Source organism: Brucella sp. LJL56, from assembly GCF_054871705.1.
Window position 1 is genome coordinate 148,170 of record NZ_JBTXLQ010000001.1, and the last position, 17,789, is coordinate 165,958.

Consider the following 17,789-nt stretch of genomic DNA (forward strand, 5'->3'; position numbering starts at 1 on the left):
CTAACGGTTTTTTGAACGCGTATCATGTCCGAAGACAGTTTCACGCCTTTCGGGATGTGCTCAAAAGCCGAAATTCTGCGTCATAGTTCGAATAGTTGCTTTGTTGTGCAGCGCCCGCATGCTAGAGGCGAACCGGACCATAATGAGAATCCGCTGGGGACTATCGGGAATTTGGGTATGGACGAAGCTCGCAAGCTGAAAATCGCAGCCGCCGCAGAAGCACTCACGCACGTCAAAGACGGAATGCGTTTGGGGATTGGTACTGGTTCGACGGCCGAGGAATTCGTGCGGCTGCTTGCCGAGAAGGTAGGTAACGGCTTCAAGATCATTGGAGTGCCCACCTCCGAACGCACCGCGAAACTTTGCGAGGAACTCGGCGTTCCGCTTACGACGCTTGATGAAACGCCTCATCTCGATCTTACCGTAGATGGCGCTGACGAAGTCGATACTAACCTCTCGCTCATCAAGGGCGGCGGTGGAGCTCTTCTTCGCGAAAAGATCGTGGCTGCCGCGTCGGATGCCATGATCGTTATTGCTGATGGTTCGAAGGTAGTCGAGACGCTAGGGCGTTTTCCCCTACCTGTGGAAGTCAATCGTTTCGGTCTCGGCGCTACCATGCGCGCGATTGAAGAGGTAGCTGCAAAGTGCGGCCTTGCAGGCCCGCTGGCGCTGCGTTTAAAAGATGGCTCACCCTTCGTAACGGATGGTGGGCATTATATCGTGGATGCATCTTTTGGCCGCATTCCCGATCCAAAGACACTATCTGACGCTCTCTTCGCAATTCCAGGCGTTGTCGAGCACGGACTTTTCATCGGACTGGCGCGTGCGGCAGTGATTGCCGGCAACGACGGCATCCGCACCATGAACCGGTCTTGAACTGATTAAACGGAGTACTGACCATATGATCCCGGCAACTGGCTTTCGCCGTCTGATTGCACCGTTTTCCGCGCTCGTACTGATGTCGGGCATTCATGCGGCATCCGCACAGGAAATCACAGAAGCTCATTTGGAAGCTGCCCGTGCTGCAATTTCTGCAATTGATGCTACCGCGCAGTTCGACGAAATTCTGCCGAATGCAGCGCGCGCCCTGAAGGGTGAGCTGATCCAGAAGGATCCGAATCTGGAAGCGCTCATCACCAAAACAGTCGATGACAAGGCTCTTGCTCTGGCGTCCCGTCGCGCGGACCTTGAAACCGAATCCGCGCGCGCCTATGCGAAAGCGTTCTCGGAAGACGAACTGAAGGCCATTGCAGCATTCTATGCGTCGTCAGCAGGCAAGAAGCTTCTGTCGGAGGGGCCGATCGTGACGCGTGAAGTCGTGAAGGCGGCCAACATCTGGCAGAACGGCATCGCCCGTGATCTGGCGACCAGTGTAGCTGAGGTTCTGGCTGCTCAGGCTGGCGCTGCAGCAGCTCCAGCACAGCCTGCACAGTAGTAATTTGTTGCGGTAACGCGGAATTTGTAAGCCCGGTCTCTTGGCCGGGCTTTTTCTTTTGCTTACATATCGGACAACGTAATGTTTTATTGGAGAAACCCATGACCGGATTCGACTTTGATCTATTTGTTGTCGGCGGCGGTTCCGGCGGTGTTCGGGCAGCACGTCTTGCCGGGGCGATGGGGAAAAAGGTCGGTCTTGCGGAAGAATACCGCATGGGAGGGACCTGCGTTATTCGCGGTTGCGTGCCAAAAAAGCTTTTCGTCTACGCTTCGCAATTTCCCGAATATTTTGAGGATGCAGCCGGTTACGGCTGGGATGTTGGTGCATCAGCATTCGATTGGAAGAAGCTGATCAATGCTAAGGATAAGGAAATCACCCGGCTTGAGGGGCTCTATACCAAGGGACTTCAGAACTCCGAAGTTGAGATTTTTGCCAGCCGCGCCGAACTTATCGATGAACATACCATAGAGTTGAAAGCAGATGGTCGACGCGTGACGGCGGACCAGATATTGATTGCGACGGGCGGTCATCCAAGCATGCCCGAAACCATGACTGGACACGAACACTGCATCAGTTCCAATGAAGCGTTTCATCTCGCTGAACTACCGAAGGCAATCGTTATTGCAGGTGGTGGATACATTGCAGTTGAGTTCGCGAACATATTCCATGGTCTCGGTGTCGAGACCACGCTTGTCTACCGAGGCAAGGAAATTCTCTCCCGTTTTGATCTGGACCTGCGCCATCTTTTGCACGAAACGATGGAAGCAAAGGGCATCCGCATTATTTGCGGAGCCGTTTTCGAAAAGGTTGAGAAGCAGTCTGACGGTAAGCTGAAAATCTCGCTGAACAACGGCGAAACACTGTTAGCCGGCCAAGCTATGATGGCTATCGGGCGCAGGGCCAACACGACCGGTCTCGGGCTGGAAAGAGCTGGTGTGCAGGTGGACGAACTTGGTGCCATCCCCGTCGATGAATATTCGCGTACCAATATCGCGAATATCTGGGCAGTGGGTGATGTTACAAACCGGGTCCAGCTAACACCGGTGGCAATCCACGAAGCCATGTGCTTCCTCGAAACTGCTTTTAAGGATAATCCGACGAAGCCGGATCATGAATTGATCGCGACCGCCGTCTTCTCGCAGCCAGAAATTGGCACGGTTGGTTTGCCCGAAGATGAGGCCGCGAAGAAGTATCCGGAAGTTGAGGTTTACAGAGCGCTATTCCGGCCGATGAAGAACACGCTTTCCGGTCGCAATGAAAAAATGCTGATGAAGCTCATCGTCGATGCAGCAAGCCGCCGTGTTGTCGGTGCTCATATAATGGGACCCGACGCGGGTGAAATGGCTCAGCTTCTGGGTATCTCGCTCAAGTCTGGTGCGACCAAAGATGACTTTGACCGGACAATGGCCGTTCACCCAACAGCAGCCGAGGAATTGGTGACCATGTACAAGCCGACCTATCGTGTTGTGAATGGTGAAAAAGTCGACGGCTAAATCTTTCGCAGCCGGTTTGTCCGGTTAACGAATATTGCTGGCATAAAGTCTCAGGCTGCATTATATCAGCGCGGTCACGCACGCCGGGTTTCCGGGGCAGGCTGTCATCTTTGTCAGATGTCGGCTGTCCGTTAAGGAATTCCGGCATTCGTGTAAGGAGGATATAATCCGAGAGAAATCGAGCGGATAGAAGCAAACAGGTGCTCAAATGACGAAGAACTGGACCCCACATTCCTGGAGAAACAAACCGATCAAGCAAGTGCCGTTTTATCCAGACGCACAGGCTCTGAACGACGTTGAGGCCCGTCTTCGCACCTATCCGCCGCTGGTTTTTGCAGGTGAAGCACGCAAACTCAAGCAGCAACTGGCTGACGTAGCGGAAGGCAAGGCATTTCTGCTTCAGGGCGGTGATTGCGCTGAAAGTTTCGCTGAACACGGCGCGGATAATATCCGCGACTTTTTCCGCGTCTTTCTTCAGATGGCTGTCGTGCTCACATTCGGCGCTTCGAAGCCTGTCGTGAAGGTCGGACGTATTGCCGGTCAGTTCGCCAAGCCACGCTCGTCGGACATGGAAACGCTGAATGGCGTGGAGCTGCCGTCCTACCGTGGTGATATCATCAACGGTATCGAATTCGACTCCGCATCGCGCATTCCAGATCCGCAGCGTCAGGATATGGCATACCGCCAGTCGGCGGCGACTCTTAACCTGTTGCGTGCATTCGCTCAGGGCGGTTACGCAAATCTGGAGAACGTTCACCAGTGGATGCTCGGCTTTGTCGGCAAGAGCCCGCAGGCAGAACGCTACGCAGCCTTGGCACAGCGTATTTCCGAAACCATGAACTTCATGCGTGCAATCGGGATTACTGCGGATAGCAATCATTCGCTGCGTGAAACTGATTTCTACACTAGCCATGAAGCGCTGCTTCTTGGATATGAAGAAGCGCTGACCCGCGTGGACTCGACTTCCGGCGACTGGTACGGCACGTCCGGCCACATGATCTGGATCGGCGACCGCACACGTCAGGCCGATCATGCGCATATTGAATACTGTCGCGGCATCAAGAACCCGCTTGGCCTCAAGTGCGGCCCGTCTTTGCAGCCGGATGATCTTATTCGCCTGATCGATCTTCTGAACCCGGAAAATGAAGCCGGGCGCCTGACGCTGATTGCACGCTTTGGCTACGACAAGGTTGGTGATCACCTGCCGCAGCTTATCCAGGCCGTCGAGAAGGAAGGCCGCAAGGTGGTGTGGTCATGCGATCCGATGCATGGCAATACGATCACCGCAGGTGGCTACAAGACGCGTCCGTTCGACCGCATCCTCAAGGAAGTGGAGTCTTTCTTCGCGATTCATCGCGCCGAAGGTACGCATCCGGGCGGTATCCATATCGAAATGACCGGCAAGAACGTGACGGAATGCACCGGCGGCGCACGTGCGATCTCTGCCGAGGATCTGCATGACCGTTACCACACGCATTGCGATCCGCGTCTGAATGCCGATCAGGCGCTGGAACTGGCGTTCCTGCTGGCTGAGCTGCTCAAGAAAGAGCGCGATGCCGGCGCTGACAAACAGGTTGCAAGTGCCTGACCTGTTTCGCATATTGTAGAGCTTGCAGGGCGGAGGTTTCGATCTCCGCCCTGTTGCTTTTCGGCAAAACTCACCTATTGATTGCCTTAGAGCGTCGTGCGTCCGGACGGATGCACGACGCTCTAACCTATTGTATCTACGCATCGTGCTTTCCGACAATCCATTCCGATTTTGGGGCCGATCCTGTAGCCAGTTTGATTGAGGGTATGATGCAGCGCATTTTTCTGGCTTTCCTTAATTCCATGCGGGCACTGAAATATCTTGCGGGACATGAGAAGGCCGTTCAGCAGGAATTGGTGCTGTTTCTTCTATCCCTGCCGGTCGCATTTTTTCTTGCGCCGACCTGGCTTGCTTTCTTCTTCATGACGGGATCGATCCTGTTTCTTATCCTCGTGGAAGTTTTGAACACCGGTATCGAGGCGACCTGCGATGCCGTCTCGCGGGATTTTCACAAGGAAATTCAGATTGCAAAAGACTGCGGCTCTCTCGCCGTTCTGATTTCCATTGTGTTCGTCGTCGCGGTTTGGGGCTACATCCTCGTCATTACCTATCTGGCCTGACAAACAGAGTGGTTGATCGATAGCATCCGTTGCATTTGCTTGCCCAAGCGCGCTAAAGCTGGGGCATGTTAGCCTCTCACGAGAATCTTGCCATGCTCCGTATTGCTGTTGCGCAGCTTAATCCCGTCATGGGCGATATCGCCGGAAACCTGGTAAAGGCACGCACCGCGCGCGCCGAAGCTGCCAGGATGAAGGCTGATCTCATTCTGTTTACAGAATTGTTCATTTCTGGCTATCCGCCGGAGGATCTGGTTCTGAAGCCGTCCTTTCTCGCTGCATGCGAAAACGCTGTTCGCGAACTAGCCGGTGACACTGCCGATGGTGGGCCGGGGGTCATCATTGGAACACCACTTAGCCGTGAAAGCGGTTTGCATAACTCAATTGCCGTGCTTGACGGTGGTGAAATCATCGCCGAACGGTTCAAGGTTGATTTGCCGAACTATGGCGAGTTCGATGAGAAGCGGGTGTTTCAGCCTGGCCCGATGCCGGGTCCGATCAATTTCCGCGGCGTTCGTATCGGGGTTCCGATCTGCGAGGATATCTGGGGCGATCTCGGTGTGGCGGAAACGCTGGCCGAGAGCGGTGCGGAAATTCTGCTCGTTCCAAATGGCTCACCCTATCATCGCGCCAAGATGGATCGGCGGCATCAGGTTGTCCTCAAGCAGGTGATCGAAACCGAGCTGCCGATGGTTTATGCCAATCAGATTGGCGGGCAGGACGAGCTGGTTTTCGATGGCGGATCGTTCGCATTCAACGCAGACCGGTCGCTCTGTCTGCAAATGCCGCAGTTCGCCGAGCAGATTACGCTGACCGTCTGGCACAGAGAGAATGGCGATTGGCGCTGTGAGGAAGGCGAGAAGACCATTCTTCCAGAAGGACTGGAGGCTGATTATTCCGCCTGTGTGCTGGGACTGCGGGATTATGTGAACAAGAACGGTTTCAAGGACGTGGTGCTCGGGCTTTCCGGCGGCATTGACTCGGCAATCTGTGCGGCTCTGGGTGTTGATGCCTTGGGTAAGGAACGTGTGCGTTGCATCATGCTGCCTTATCGCTACACATCCGAAGACTCTCTGAAAGATGCAGCCGATTGCGCCAAAGCGCTCGGCGTTCGATACGATATTGTTCCTATCGCTGCGCCAGTTGAAGGCTTTCTGGAAGCACTGCATCCACTATTCGTGGGCACCGAGAGCGGGGTTACCGAAGAAAATCTGCAGAGCCGCGCACGTGGCACCATTCTGATGGCTGTTTCGAACAAGTTTGGTTCGATGGTCGTCACCACTGGCAATAAGTCTGAAATGTCCGTGGGATATGCGACGCTTTATGGCGATATGAACGGCGGTTTCAATCCGATCAAAGACGTCTATAAGATGCAGGTCTATGCGATGTCGGAATGGCGTAACAGTCATGTGCCAAATGGGGCGCTTGGTCCCTCGGGCGAGGTGATCCCGCATAATATCATTTCCAAGGCACCGTCTGCCGAACTGCGTGAAAATCAGACCGACCAGGATAGTTTGCCACCCTATCCGCTTCTGGACGATATTCTTGAATGCCTTGTCGAAAACGAGATGAGTAACACCGAGATCGCTGCACGTGGACATTCGCTCGAAACTGTACAACGAATCGAGCATTTGCTCTATCTGGCTGAGTATAAGCGTCGGCAATCGGCACCAGGTGTCAAAATTACCAAGAAGAATTTCGGACGCGATCGCCGTTACCCTATAACGAACCGCTTCCGCGACCGTTGAAAGATAATAAAATGACCGTAACCGTTCGTTTTGCTCCGTCGCCGACGGGCTATATTCATATTGGCAATACGCGCACAGCGCTTTCAAACTGGCTTTTCGCGCAGAAGAATGGCGGCAAATTCATTTTGCGCTATGACGACACTGATGTCGAACGATCCAAGGACGAATACGCGCAGGCAATTACTGTCGATCTTGATTGGCTCGGTGTCAAACCTGATCGTGTTGAATATCAGTCAAAACGTTTCGACGTTTATGGCGAGGCCGTGGAAAAGCTCAAACAGGCCGGTTTACTATATGCCTGTTATGAGACAGCCGAGGAACTGGAGCGCCGCCGCAAGTTGCGTCTGGCTCGTCGACTGCCGCCGGTATATGGCCGTGAAGGCCTGAAGCTCACCGAAGAAGAGAAAGCCGCCTTTGAAGCCGAAGGGCGTAAACCGCATTGGCGTTTTCTCTTGCCGAATTTCGATGCTGATCCGTTCAATACCAAGCGCACGGAGGTTCACTGGGACGATCTGGTTCGTGGCCCGCAGACCGTTGATCTGGCGTCAATGTCTGATCCGGTACTGGTGCGTGAGGACGGCACTTATCTCTACACGCTGCCATCAGTGGTCGATGATATCGATCTTGGCGTTACACATATCATTCGCGGTGACGATCACGTAACCAACACCGGTGTACAAATTTCAATCTTCGAAGCACTCGGAGCCAAGGCCCCGATTTTCGGGCACCACAATTTGCTGACCACAATTTCAGGTGAGGGGCTTTCAAAACGAACGGGGGCTCTATCTGTCGGATCGTTGCGCGAGGCTGGTTTCGAGCCCATGGCGGTCGCCTCGCTTGCCATTCTGATTGGCACATCGGAAAATGTTGCGGCTGCACCCAATATGGAAAGTCTGGCCGAACGTTTTGATCTGGCCTCGATATCGAAGTCTTCAGCAAAATTCGATCCTGCAGAACTGGATACGCTCAATCGCGCCCTTCTGCACGAGATGCCGTTTTGGGAAGCCCAGCCACGTCTTGCGATGTTGGGCATTTCCGGCGACAAAGCTGAACCCTTCTGGCTGGCGGTGCGGGCAAACCTTGATCGTTTCAAGGATGCGGCGCGTTGGTGGTCTATCGTCGAAGGTGATTTACCGGAAGCTCCAGACCTGTCCGAAGAGGATCGCGCTTTCGTGAAAGAGGCATTCGCCCTTCTGCCGCCTGCTCCCTGGGATCATCAAACATGGAAAGTCTGGACTGAAACAGTGAAGGCTGCGACAGGACGCAAAGGCAAGAATCTTTTCATGCCCTTACGGCTAGCACTTACGGGGCAGGTGCATGGGCCGGAACTGGCTGAATTGCTGGTGTTGATTGGTCCTGAAAAAACTCTGACCCGACAAGCCTGACTTTTGTGTTCGTCGTATAAGAGCGCTCCATAGGTAGCGTTGGCGTGACAGGCGCCACATAGGTTGGTGTATTCACAGTTTGCACGGTCGCGGAAGATGAGAACTCCACTTTCTCCGCTTCGACAGGATTAGGAGATGCGTAGGCGGGCAATGTGATTTTGCTGGTCAATTCGGCGCTCGGCTTGGCGATCTTCCGTTGCGGCACATGTGCAGTTTTTGCTTGTGGTTTCTTATGTAATACAACCCAGGAAACCTTGCACGATTTGACATGCCTGGACGGTGACGGACGTCCAGCCAGTGCCATGTTCAGTTCATGGAGGCGTTCGCGTAATGTTTGTGTCTCAGTTGCCAGTCGGTCCGTTCTTGTCAACAATGTTGTACACTGCGAAGATTTTACAGCGGGCGTAAACACGCCTCCCAAGCAGCGATCCTCAGTAATTGTTTTTCTCAAACGAGAAAGATCCATTTCCTTGCGATCTAGAAGCGATTGAGTAACGAGGAGCTGTTTCTTAAGCTGCTTTTGTTCGGTGGGCGTGCACATTTCTGTGGGGCGTATAGTTGTACAACCAGCTAGTACACCGGATATCATAAAAAATATTGAGTAAAATAGAGATTTATTATGGCTCGATAGAAAAATAAACATGATAACCTCGTGGTGTTGCTGGCCACATCATGTTTGAAAAATATAGTAAATTAAATACTAACGGCGAGTGTATTTAAACGCACTCGCCGCTATTTGCTTATATATTAATTATATCTAATTTATTATTTTATTTCTTCTTACGAAGGGTTTCGCCTGATTTTTGCAAAGCTTCAACGACTGCGAGCGCAGTCATATTGACGACACCACGCGAAGTGACCGACGGCGTGAGAATATGTGCGGGGCGGGCCGCGCCAAGCAGAATTGGACCTACATGCAGAGCGTCCGTAACCATCTTGACCACGTTCAGCGTGATGTTAGCAGCATCGAGGTTTGGGAAGACAAGAAGATTGGCTTCACCTTTCAGGCGGGAGTTGGGGAATACGCGATCACGCAATGCCTGCGAAAGAGCAGAATCGCCATGCATTTCACCGTCGGATTCGAGTTCCGGTGCCTTCTCGGCGAGAATTGCTGCTGCTTCCCGCATCTTTTCTGCGCTGGCCGATTCTTTCGATCCGAAATTCGAATGCGATACCAACGCTGCCTTTGGCTCAATACCAAAACGGCTGATTTCCTTTGCAGCCAGAATCGCCATCTCCGCGATTTCGTTCGCACCCGGCTCGACGTTGACATAAGTGTCTGTGAGGAAGAGGGCGCCACGCTGAGAAATCAACAGGCTCAAGGCGGAATAGTCACGAATACCGGGAACTTTGCCGATGATCTGGCGTACGACGCGAAGGTGGCGTTCGAACCTGCCCTCAAGGCCGCAGATCATGGCGTCGGCTTCATCGCGCATAACGGCCAGAGCGGCAATTGCGGTCGAGTTCGTGCGTACGATGGTACGCGCAGCTTCCGGCGTCACGCCTTGTCTGCCGGTATAGGACAGATAAAGATCGACATAGTCGCGATAGCGTGGATCGTCTTCAGGATTGATGAGTTCGAAATCTGTTCCAGGGCGGATCTTGAGGCCGTAGCGACGCAAGCGTGTTTCAATAACCTGAGGGCGTCCGACGAGAATCGGAGCAGCGATGCGTTCTTCGATCACGACTTGAGCCGCACGCAGCACGCGCTCATCTTCACCATCGGCATAAATGACGCGTTTCGGCTTTTCTTGTGCGCGGGCCGCAGCAAAGACCGGCTTCATGATGAGACCGGAGCGGAAGACGAAGCGGTTCAAGCGGTCGAGATAGGCCTCCATGTCTTCGATTGGGCGCGTCGCAACACCTGTTTCCATCGCAGCTTTCGCCACTGCCGGGGCAATACGCAGGATAAGACGCTGATCGAACGGCGAAGGAATGATATAGTCAGGCCCGAACGTGGGCGTATCGCCTGAATAAGCGCGCGCCGCGACATCCGAAGGTTCCTCACGAGCAAGCGCGGCAATGGCGCGAACGGCAGCAAGCTTCATTTCTTCGTTAATTGCAGTCGCACCGACGTCAAGCGCACCACGGAAGATATAAGGGAAGCAGAGAACGTTGTTGACCTGGTTCGGATAATCCGAGCGTCCGGTACAGATCATGGCGTCAGCGCGGGCCTCACGGGCTTCTTCCGGCATGATTTCAGGCTTGGGATTGGCAAGCGCCATGATGAGCGGCTTCTCAGCCATCTGTTTCAGAAGTTCGGGCTTCAGCACACCAGCCGCCGAAAGGCCAAGGAATACGTCGGCGCCGCCAATGACGTCAGCCAGAATTCGTGCGTCGGTTTTCTGGGCGTAAACTTCCTTCCAGCGATCCATCAGCGTGTTGCGGCCTTCGTAGACAACGCCTTCGAGATCACAGACCCAGATATTCTCGCGTTTCGCACCAAGGTTGACGAGGAGATTGAGACAAGCAAGAGCCGCAGCGCCAGCACCGGAGGTAACAATCTTTGCGTCGCTGATTTTTTTGCCGGCGAGTTCCAAACCATTCAGAACCGCCGACGCAACAATGATCGCCGTGCCGTGCTGATCGTCATGGAAAACAGGGATGTTCATTTTCGCGCGAAGCTGTTCTTCAACCTCGAAGCACTCCGGTGCCTTGATATCTTCGAGATTGATACCACCGAAAGTCGGTTCCAACGCGGCAACAACATCGACAATGCGACCGATTTCATGGGCGTCGATTTCAATGTCAAACACGTCGATGTCGGCGAATTTCTTGAAAAGGACAGCCTTGCCTTCCATGACCGGTTTGGACGCAAGCGCGCCGATATTACCGAGGCCCAGTACCGCAGTTCCGTTCGATACAACAGCAACGAGATTGCCGCGGGCCGTATATTCGGCGGCCGTTGCTGGATCTTCATGGATTGCAAGGCAGGGAGCCGCTACACCGGGCGAATAGGCCAGCGCCAGATCGCGCTGGTTGCCAAGGGGCTTTGTCGCCTGAATTTCCAGCTTTCCGGGCTTCGGATAACGGTGGAAGAACAGAGCTGCTTCATCGAAATCCGAACGGGAAGTGGAAGGTGTTTTCTTGGTCATGGTCGCATCGCTTTCCAAAAATCTTTCGTGCAGGGCAGGAGCTCGTTTGCACGTGGAGGCGCGGTATTCGCATACAGATTCTGTATGCCGCTTCCGCACACCGGGCCATTATTGTTCTTAGTCTATCGGCTCAAATCTCAGTAGGCCCGTTTTCGAGAATGAGTTTTTCCAAATTTGCAGATCTATCGTTTGATGCTGTTAAAACGCACTCTGATATGCGCCGCCATCGATAACGAGATTCTGCCCGGTAATGAACCCGGAATGTTCCGAGCAAAGAAAGGCACAGGCCTGACCGAATTCCTTCGGTTGACCAATCCGTCCGGCGGGAATCGATGATGCGCGCTTCGCCGCTTCCGCGTCTGGTGTTGTGCCGTTCTTCTGGGCGGAGAATGCAAAACCGTTACGAAGGCGATCCGTGTCGAACGCACCGGGAAGGATGTTGTTGATCGTCACATTGGATGCGGCGACCGTACGGGCGACGCCAGCAAGAAATGCCGTCAGGCCTGCGCGGGCTCCTGATGAGAGATCCAGGCCGGGAATAGGAGCGTATACTGATGTCGATGTGATGTTGACGATACGGCCAAAACGGCGCTCGACCATCCCATCGATCACAGCTTTGATAAGCTCTATGGGTGTAACCATATTTTGTGTCACACCTTGAAGGATTGCGTCACGATCAAGGAGCCGGAAATCCTTGAAGGCTGGACCGCCATTATTGTTCACGAGAATGTCCGGCGCGGAACAGGCCAAAAGCAGATCTGCCTGTCCTTCAGCGGTAGATACGTCTGCAGCGACGGCCTTAACGTTTACGCCGAATGTCTTGCGAATTTTCTCCGCTGCTTCGGTGAGGGTTTCCTCATTTCGCCCGTTGAGAACCAAATCACACCCAGCTTCGGCGAGTGCCTCTGCGCAGGCCCGTCCAAGGCCCTTGCTGGAAGCGCACACAATTGCTTTTCGACCCTTCAGGCCCAAGTCCACGGCTCGATCCTCGCATTTGTTCAAGTTTTTTAAGACATGCCACCAAGCAAGCGCTCCGATCAACCGGATTCTGGTTCACGGGTGTATATGTCCACCTTTTACAGTTATAAAGCGCTATCCTAGCGAACAATATTTGGTGAACGTCTCTATTCAAGGGGCGGGGTGAATTCCGCCCTCGGTCGGATAAGTGATCCATTATCAGCTTGTTCCAGTGCATGGGCGAGCCATCCCGCGATGCGTGCGAGCGCGAACAGAAACAGTGGCGCGTCCGGCGGGAGATCATAGATTTCTGTGATAGCTGCAAGTGCGAAATCGACATTCGGTTTTTCGCCGAGGATGTCCGCAGCGCTTTGTTCCAGGTCGCGATACGGGACAGGTAGCTCCAGATATTCCAGCAATGTCAAGGCGCGAATATCCCCAGTTTCGCGATAGAGAGGATGGCCAAAGAAGTGGAATTGTATACCTTGCCTGAGCTGGTCCTTGATTGCCGCGTCCGCCCCCATTTGTCGCGTCTGCGCAACAATAGCTGTTGCCGCGGTGGCAGCGCGTCCATGTCGTGGGCCGATCAATGTTGATAATCCGGCAAGAACTGCCGCGGAAAGCGGCGCTCCTGTCGATGCAGCAACGCGCGTGGCGAATGCCGATGCATTCAATTCATGGTCTGCGAGAAGCACCAGAACACGTCGGATCACATCGCTAGCTTGCGGCTTTTTCCAGGTTAAAGCGATGCGCTCATGCATTGGAATATTGGATGAAGGAACGCCAAGAACGGTATCGTGGAATAGCTGCAATAAACCGAAAGCTTCCCGTTGCAGGACCGCTGTGGAGCGTCCAGAACTAGGCAGATCATTCGCAGCGCGAACTCCGAAAACAGTAAAAAGCCGCTCCAGTGGCGCGTTACTGGTCTGGCAGTTGTCAAGATTCACGTTGGTGTAACCGCCGCTAATACTGTCAAAATTCATCTGCCACAGCAATGCAGCCACATCTTCCAGTGTAGCTGTTTCCGACAGTTCGGCGGCGTCACAGCCGCGATAGAGCAGGCGGCCATCGATAATGGTCGAAATGCCCGAACGCATGATCGGAAGGCCCCAACGAATGGTATCGGCGGCTACAACACTGTCTCTCTTGCGACCTGGGCGTCTACCAGCCAGACCATGGACATCCTCCGATCTGTAGAGGCTGCGTCTGGGATCATCAGGCAATGGCTTGGAACGGATGCGGCCACGACTCACATTTGCGTAAAGAGTCTGGGGTTTTGTCTGAAGAACGGCAAGAGCCTCTTCCGTTGTCAGCCAGTCCATTATTGCCCCCTACATTGATCGATTTCATCAAGATTGACGTCAACTATACTTGAATTCAATGTCGTTAGGCAAACAAGGAGAATTGTCATGAATAGCGGACTTGAAGATGTGATTGCTGCCGAAACCGTGTTGTCTGACGTCGATGGTCTTGCGGGCAGACTGGTCATACGCGGTCGGTCGCTGGACGATCTGGTTCCGCAAAGCAGCGTTGAAGACGGGATTGAGCTTTTATGGGACGGGTTTTTTAAGGATTTGCCGAGAGGTGCAGAACTTCAGAAGGCGCTTGGTGAAGCACGCGTACAGGTATTCCCTCATACGGAGGCGCTTGATGACACATTGATGGAGCTGCCGCCTATAGAAGCACTTCGTGCGTTGATGGCCCGCATTCCTGATGAAAACGATCTGGCCGCGGCCTTGCATTTGATGGCAGCGCCGGCGGTCTTCACGACAGCCATTTTACGCGCGAATAAGGGACGTCCTCCCGTTCACCCTGACCCGACGCTGCCTCATAGCGCGGACATTCTTCGCATGATGAATGCGGGAATGCCTGATGAAGCGGAAGTTGCAGGGCTAAACACTTATCTCATGACGGTTTCCGACCACGGATTGAACGCTTCGACCTTCGCTGCGCGCGTCGTGGCATCGACACAGGCCGGATTGACCTCTTCTATGCTTGCCGCGATCAGTGCGTTAAAAGGACCTTTGCATGGTGGTGCCCCTGGACCGGTGCTCGATATGCTGGATGCTATTGGCAGACCAGCTAACGCCGAACGGTGGCTTGAATCAGCCGTTGCCAATGGAGAAAGGCTGATGGGGTTCGGTCACCGGGTCTACCGCGTACGTGACCCACGCGCCGATGCTTTGAAAGGTGCTTTGAGGCGCATCGAAACCCTTGGACATGAACGAGGAGAACACCGGGTTGAGTTGGCAGAAGCGGTGGAAAAGGCTGCCATCGCGGTTCTCAAACGTCACAAGCCCGATCGTTCTCTCGAAACCAATGTTGAATTCTATACCGCACTGTTGCTTGAACAATTAGGTTTTCCCCGCGAAGCGTTCACCAGTGTTTTCGCTATGGGAAGAACCATGGGCTGGGTGGCGCACTGTCGCGAACAGATGGCGACGAACAAGCTTATTCGTCCGCAATCACGCTATGTTGGCCCAAAAGCGGAGCTCGTCGCGCAAAGTGGAGGTCAATAGAGGCGCGGACACCGCTTTCCGCGCCTTAAAGCGAACCGTCATATCTCTGTGACATGAATCGGGTTTTCTGCGCTCAGATCAGGTTGCCATTGAAGGGGACAACCAAATGAGCACCGACGCTCCGCAGTCCAGAAAACTCCGAACCCTTTTCATTTCGGATGTGCATCTCGGGTCCAAGGCCGCACAGGCCGAGCTGCTTCTGGATTTTCTCCGTTATCATGAAGCCGAGACGATCTATCTGGTGGGGGATATTGTTGACGGCTGGCGTCTACGACGCAATTGGCATTGGCCTCAGGAACATAATGATGTGGTCCAGAAGCTGCTTCGCAAGAGCCGTAAGGGTGCCAACATCATCTACATCGCCGGTAACCACGACGAGTTCCTGCGGAATTTCCAAGGGACGCATTTCGGCGGCATCGAAGTGATGAATCGTGCGATTCATGAGGCTGCGGACGGTCGCAAGTTTCTCGTTATTCACGGCGATCAGTTCGATGTAGTCGTGCGCAATGCCCGCTTCATCGCTTATCTGGGCGATTGGGCGTACGATACGGCTATCTGGATAAATACGGTTATGAGCCGTGTTCGCGCCCTTTTCGGTCTGCGCTACTGGTCATTTTCAGCCTGGGCGAAATTCCGGGTCAAGAAGGCGGTCAATTTTATTGGTCAGTTCGAGAATGTGGTTTCCGAAGAAGCGCAGCGTATCGGAGTTGACGGTGTGATCTGCGGTCATATCCATCATGCCACGATCGAGAGCATGAATGGCGTCGAGTACATCAATACCGGCGACTGGGTGGAAAGCTGCACAGCCGTGATTGAACATTTTGATGGCCGGATGGAGCTTATCGAATGGACAGAACGCCGTGATCGCCGCTCAACGACAGGGAACATCAACACCGATAGCGAAGAGCACGAGGAGGGCAGGGTGATTAAGCTGCCTCGACCAGTTCGCGAACTGGCGACCTTCCGCTGATGAAGAAAATTGTCATCGTAACCGACGCCTGGCATCCGCAAGTCAACGGTGTCGTACGCACGCTGACCAAATGCTCTGATCTGATGATTGAACGCGGGTACGAGGTCAAGATCGTATCGCCGCTCGACTATCGATCTGTACCCTGTCCGACATATCCGGAAATCCGGCTCGCCTTGACGACGCCAGGCGCGCTTAAACGGCGCCTAACGGCAATGCGGCCGGATTATGTGCATATTGCAACTGAAGGGCCGCTTGGGTTCATGGCGCGGCGCGCTTGCCTGAAAATGAGATGGTCCTTCACTACAAGCTTTCACACGCGGTTTCCAGAGTATCTGCAAGAACGATTTCCTATTCCGCCACGCTGGACCTATGCATTCCTGCGGCGTTTCCACAATGCGGCTGAGCACACACTGGTGCCGACCCAATCCATTCTGGATGATCTCAAAGTCCGTGGTTTTACCCGGCTCGATCTCTGGACGCGGGGCGTGGATCGCACACTTTTTTATCCTCGTCCGGAAGTGATTGAGGACCTGGCACGACCAGTATTCATTTGTGTGGGGCGTGTCGCCACGGAAAAAAACCTGCCAGCATTTCTGGAACTTGATCTTCCCGGCACGAAGCTGATCGTTGGAGATGGTCCTTCGCTCAATGATCTGCGAACGCGGTTTCCGGGAACGGTGTTCGTTGGGAAGCGTGAAGGTGAAGCATTGGCAAAAACTTACGCAGCAGCAGATGTGTTTGTCTTTCCGAGTCGAACAGACACGTTCGGTCTCGTTTTGCTCGAAGCGATTGCCTCCGGACTGCCGGTCGCCGCCTATCCGGTGCCGGGGTCACGGGATGTCGTTGGAGCAACCGGTGCGGGTGTTCTTTCGGAAGATCTAGGGGAGGCATGTCTGGCAGCACTGGAAATGGAACCGTTTGAACCCGCGCAAGTGCTCAGACAATTCACCTGGGATGTCTGCGCGAACATTTTCGAGGAGGCTCTCGCTCCGATCTACGGAACCGCAAACGAGAGCTATCAATGCGCGCGTCAGCCCCAGACAATCGCTTCTGGCGGATAAACCAGAGCGCCTTCGTAGCGCAATCCAGGATCGCGATCATGGGCGAGGAGCAGCGGGCCGTCGAGGTCGACTACATTGGCTTTCTGGGCAAGCAGAACAGCAGGCGCCATGCCGAGCGATGTACCGACCATACAGCCGACCATGACCTGAAGGCCGAGGTCGATTGCTTTGTCCCGCATGACCAGACCTTCGGTTAGTCCACCTGCCTTATCGAGCTTAATGTTGACTGCGTCGTAGCGTTTGGCCAGTTCTTCCAGACCGATTGATGTATGAACGCTCTCGTCGGCACAGATAATAACAGGTCGTTCAATTTCGCCAAGAAGCTGATCGCTATCTGCGGGCAAGGGTTGTTCAATAAGAACGACGCCTGCATTGGCTGCTGCACGCATGTTTTCGACAATATTGTTTGCTGTCCACCCTTCATTTGCGTCGATGATAATTCGGCTGTTCGGCGCCGCTCTTGTGACAGCGTGAATTCTTTCGATATCGTTTTCGCCGCCCATCTTGACCTTGATGAGGGGATAGTGGGCGACCTTTGCTGCCGATTCCGCCATTTCGAAAGGTGTGCCGAGCGAAACGGTAATAGCGGTTTCCAGGGGGCGGGTCGGTGTGCCGAGCATGTCGGCAACACTTTTACCGGACTGTTTGGCATCCAGATCCCACAACGCACAATCGACTGCATTCCGGGCCGCACCCGCGGGCATCAATGCCTGAATATCTTGTCGCGTGGCACCATGTTCGATGGCAGAGCAAGCGGCCTTGATCTGGGCGCTCACGCTTTCGATGCTTTCCCCATAGCGCGCATAGGGAACGCATTCTCCACGTCCCTGATGGGAACCGTTGCCGATCACACACACAACCACAGCCGCTTCCGTCTTGGAGCCTCTGGAGATTGTGAATTTTCCGGCGATGGGATAGCGTTCTACGATGATATTCAAGGTATTGTGCATAGAGATAGCCTCTGGGACGCAGTATTTC

The 17,789-nt window shown here is 54.0% G+C and carries 15 protein-coding genes; 10 read left to right on the plus strand and 5 right to left on the minus strand.

The genetic code is table 11. The features are described from left to right. Positions 1-177 precede the first annotated feature (177 nt). The 7 genes from rpiA (at position 178) to gltX (ending at position 8,209) form a co-directional block, all read left to right on the plus strand. A complete protein-coding gene (gene rpiA / locus ACYSN1_RS00775) occupies positions 178-876 on the plus strand; it encodes a ribose-5-phosphate isomerase RpiA (RefSeq protein WP_140021346.1) in 699 nt (232 codons plus the stop codon). Positions 877-901: 25 nt separating this feature from the next. Then, positions 902-1,435, plus strand: coding sequence for a DUF2059 domain-containing protein (locus ACYSN1_RS00780; protein ID WP_461724004.1), 534 nt, complete (start codon positions 902-904; stop codon positions 1,433-1,435). Positions 1,436-1,536: 101 nt separating this feature from the next. After that, positions 1,537-2,931, plus strand: a complete 1,395-nt coding sequence (gene gor / locus ACYSN1_RS00785) for a glutathione-disulfide reductase (RefSeq protein ID WP_461724005.1) — start codon at positions 1,537-1,539, stop codon at positions 2,929-2,931. Positions 2,932-3,139: 208 nt separating this feature from the next. Then, positions 3,140-4,519 (plus strand): class II 3-deoxy-7-phosphoheptulonate synthase, encoded by a 1,380-nt coding sequence (locus ACYSN1_RS00790; RefSeq protein WP_461724006.1) that lies wholly within the window; start codon positions 3,140-3,142, stop codon positions 4,517-4,519. A gap of 209 nt (positions 4,520-4,728) precedes the next feature. Further along, a complete protein-coding gene (locus ACYSN1_RS00795) occupies positions 4,729-5,079 on the plus strand; it encodes a diacylglycerol kinase (RefSeq protein ID WP_461725237.1) in 351 nt (116 codons plus the stop codon). Between the two features lie 65 nt (positions 5,080-5,144). Beyond that, positions 5,145-6,824 carry an NAD+ synthase gene (locus ACYSN1_RS00800; RefSeq protein ID WP_461724007.1) on the plus strand — a complete coding sequence of 560 codons (1,680 nt, stop codon included), beginning with the start codon at positions 5,145-5,147 and terminating at the stop codon, positions 6,822-6,824. An 11-nt stretch (positions 6,825-6,835) separates the two neighbouring features. After that, the gene (gene gltX, locus ACYSN1_RS00805; protein ID WP_461724008.1) at positions 6,836-8,209 is read left to right on the plus strand and encodes a glutamate--tRNA ligase; all 1,374 of its coding nucleotides are present in this window, start codon (positions 6,836-6,838) and stop codon (positions 8,207-8,209) included. Here gltX and ACYSN1_RS00810 read toward each other — a convergent pair. The 4 genes from ACYSN1_RS00810 to ACYSN1_RS00825 form a co-directional block, all read right to left on the minus strand. Beyond that, positions 8,127-8,852 carry a hypothetical protein gene (locus ACYSN1_RS00810; protein WP_461724009.1) on the minus strand — a complete coding sequence of 242 codons (726 nt, stop codon included), beginning with the start codon at positions 8,850-8,852 and terminating at the stop codon, positions 8,127-8,129. The genes gltX and ACYSN1_RS00810 overlap by 83 nt on opposite strands. Before the next feature lie 127 nt (positions 8,853-8,979). Beyond that, on the minus strand, positions 8,980-11,304 hold the full coding sequence (locus ACYSN1_RS00815; protein ID WP_461724010.1) for an NADP-dependent malic enzyme: 2,325 nt from the start codon (positions 11,302-11,304) through the stop codon (positions 8,980-8,982). 198 nt (positions 11,305-11,502) lie between these two features. Then, positions 11,503-12,282, minus strand: a complete 780-nt coding sequence (locus ACYSN1_RS00820; protein WP_461724011.1) for an SDR family oxidoreductase — start codon at positions 12,280-12,282, stop codon at positions 11,503-11,505. 146 nt (positions 12,283-12,428) lie between these two features. Next, positions 12,429-13,583, minus strand: a complete 1,155-nt coding sequence (locus ACYSN1_RS00825) for a citrate synthase (RefSeq protein WP_461724012.1) — start codon at positions 13,581-13,583, stop codon at positions 12,429-12,431. A gap of 87 nt (positions 13,584-13,670) precedes the next feature. Between ACYSN1_RS00825 and ACYSN1_RS00830 the strand changes: the two genes are divergently transcribed. From ACYSN1_RS00830 to ACYSN1_RS00840, 3 genes are all read left to right on the plus strand, one after another. After that, entirely contained in the window at positions 13,671-14,780 is a 1,110-nt protein-coding gene (locus ACYSN1_RS00830) for a citrate synthase/methylcitrate synthase (RefSeq protein WP_461724013.1), read from the plus strand. 106 nt (positions 14,781-14,886) lie between these two features. Next, positions 14,887-15,750 (plus strand): UDP-2,3-diacylglucosamine diphosphatase, encoded by an 864-nt coding sequence (locus tag ACYSN1_RS00835; protein WP_461724014.1) that lies wholly within the window; start codon positions 14,887-14,889, stop codon positions 15,748-15,750. After that, positions 15,750-16,811: a glycosyltransferase family 4 protein gene (locus ACYSN1_RS00840; protein ID WP_461724015.1), complete on the plus strand. Its 1,062-nt coding sequence runs from the start codon at positions 15,750-15,752 to the stop codon at positions 16,809-16,811. The genes ACYSN1_RS00835 and ACYSN1_RS00840 overlap by 1 nt, the downstream gene beginning before the upstream one ends. On the opposite strand, the gene dgcA is transcribed toward ACYSN1_RS00840, so the two are convergent. Then, complete coding sequence (gene dgcA / locus ACYSN1_RS00845) at positions 16,781-17,761, minus strand: N-acetyl-D-Glu racemase DgcA (protein WP_461724016.1); 981 nt, start codon at positions 17,759-17,761, stop codon at positions 16,781-16,783. The genes ACYSN1_RS00840 and dgcA overlap by 31 nt on opposite strands. Positions 17,762-17,789 lie beyond the last annotated feature (28 nt).

Bases quoted from the DNA above. Each gene is read 5' to 3' on its own strand.
- rpiA (WP_140021346.1), top strand. From the start codon at position 178: ATGGACGAAGCTCGCAAGCTGAAAATCGCAGCCGCCGCAGAAGCACTC.
- ACYSN1_RS00780 (WP_461724004.1), top strand. From the start codon at position 902: ATGATCCCGGCAACTGGCTTTCGCCGTCTGATTGCACCGTTTTCCGCG.
- gor (WP_461724005.1), top strand. From the start codon at position 1,537: ATGACCGGATTCGACTTTGATCTATTTGTTGTCGGCGGCGGTTCCGGC.
- ACYSN1_RS00790 (WP_461724006.1), top strand. From the start codon at position 3,140: ATGACGAAGAACTGGACCCCACATTCCTGGAGAAACAAACCGATCAAG.
- ACYSN1_RS00795 (WP_461725237.1), top strand. From the start codon at position 4,729: ATGCAGCGCATTTTTCTGGCTTTCCTTAATTCCATGCGGGCACTGAAA.
- ACYSN1_RS00800 (WP_461724007.1), top strand. From the start codon at position 5,145: ATGTTAGCCTCTCACGAGAATCTTGCCATGCTCCGTATTGCTGTTGCG.
- gltX (WP_461724008.1), top strand. From the start codon at position 6,836: ATGACCGTAACCGTTCGTTTTGCTCCGTCGCCGACGGGCTATATTCAT.
- ACYSN1_RS00810 (WP_461724009.1), bottom strand. From the start codon at position 8,852: ATGTTTATTTTTCTATCGAGCCATAATAAATCTCTATTTTACTCAATA.
- ACYSN1_RS00815 (WP_461724010.1), bottom strand. From the start codon at position 11,304: ATGACCAAGAAAACACCTTCCACTTCCCGTTCGGATTTCGATGAAGCA.
- ACYSN1_RS00825 (WP_461724012.1), bottom strand. From the start codon at position 13,583: ATGGACTGGCTGACAACGGAAGAGGCTCTTGCCGTTCTTCAGACAAAA.
- ACYSN1_RS00830 (WP_461724013.1), top strand. From the start codon at position 13,671: ATGAATAGCGGACTTGAAGATGTGATTGCTGCCGAAACCGTGTTGTCT.
- ACYSN1_RS00835 (WP_461724014.1), top strand. From the start codon at position 14,887: ATGAGCACCGACGCTCCGCAGTCCAGAAAACTCCGAACCCTTTTCATT.
- ACYSN1_RS00840 (WP_461724015.1), top strand. From the start codon at position 15,750: ATGAAGAAAATTGTCATCGTAACCGACGCCTGGCATCCGCAAGTCAAC.
- dgcA (WP_461724016.1), bottom strand. From the start codon at position 17,761: ATGCACAATACCTTGAATATCATCGTAGAACGCTATCCCATCGCCGGA.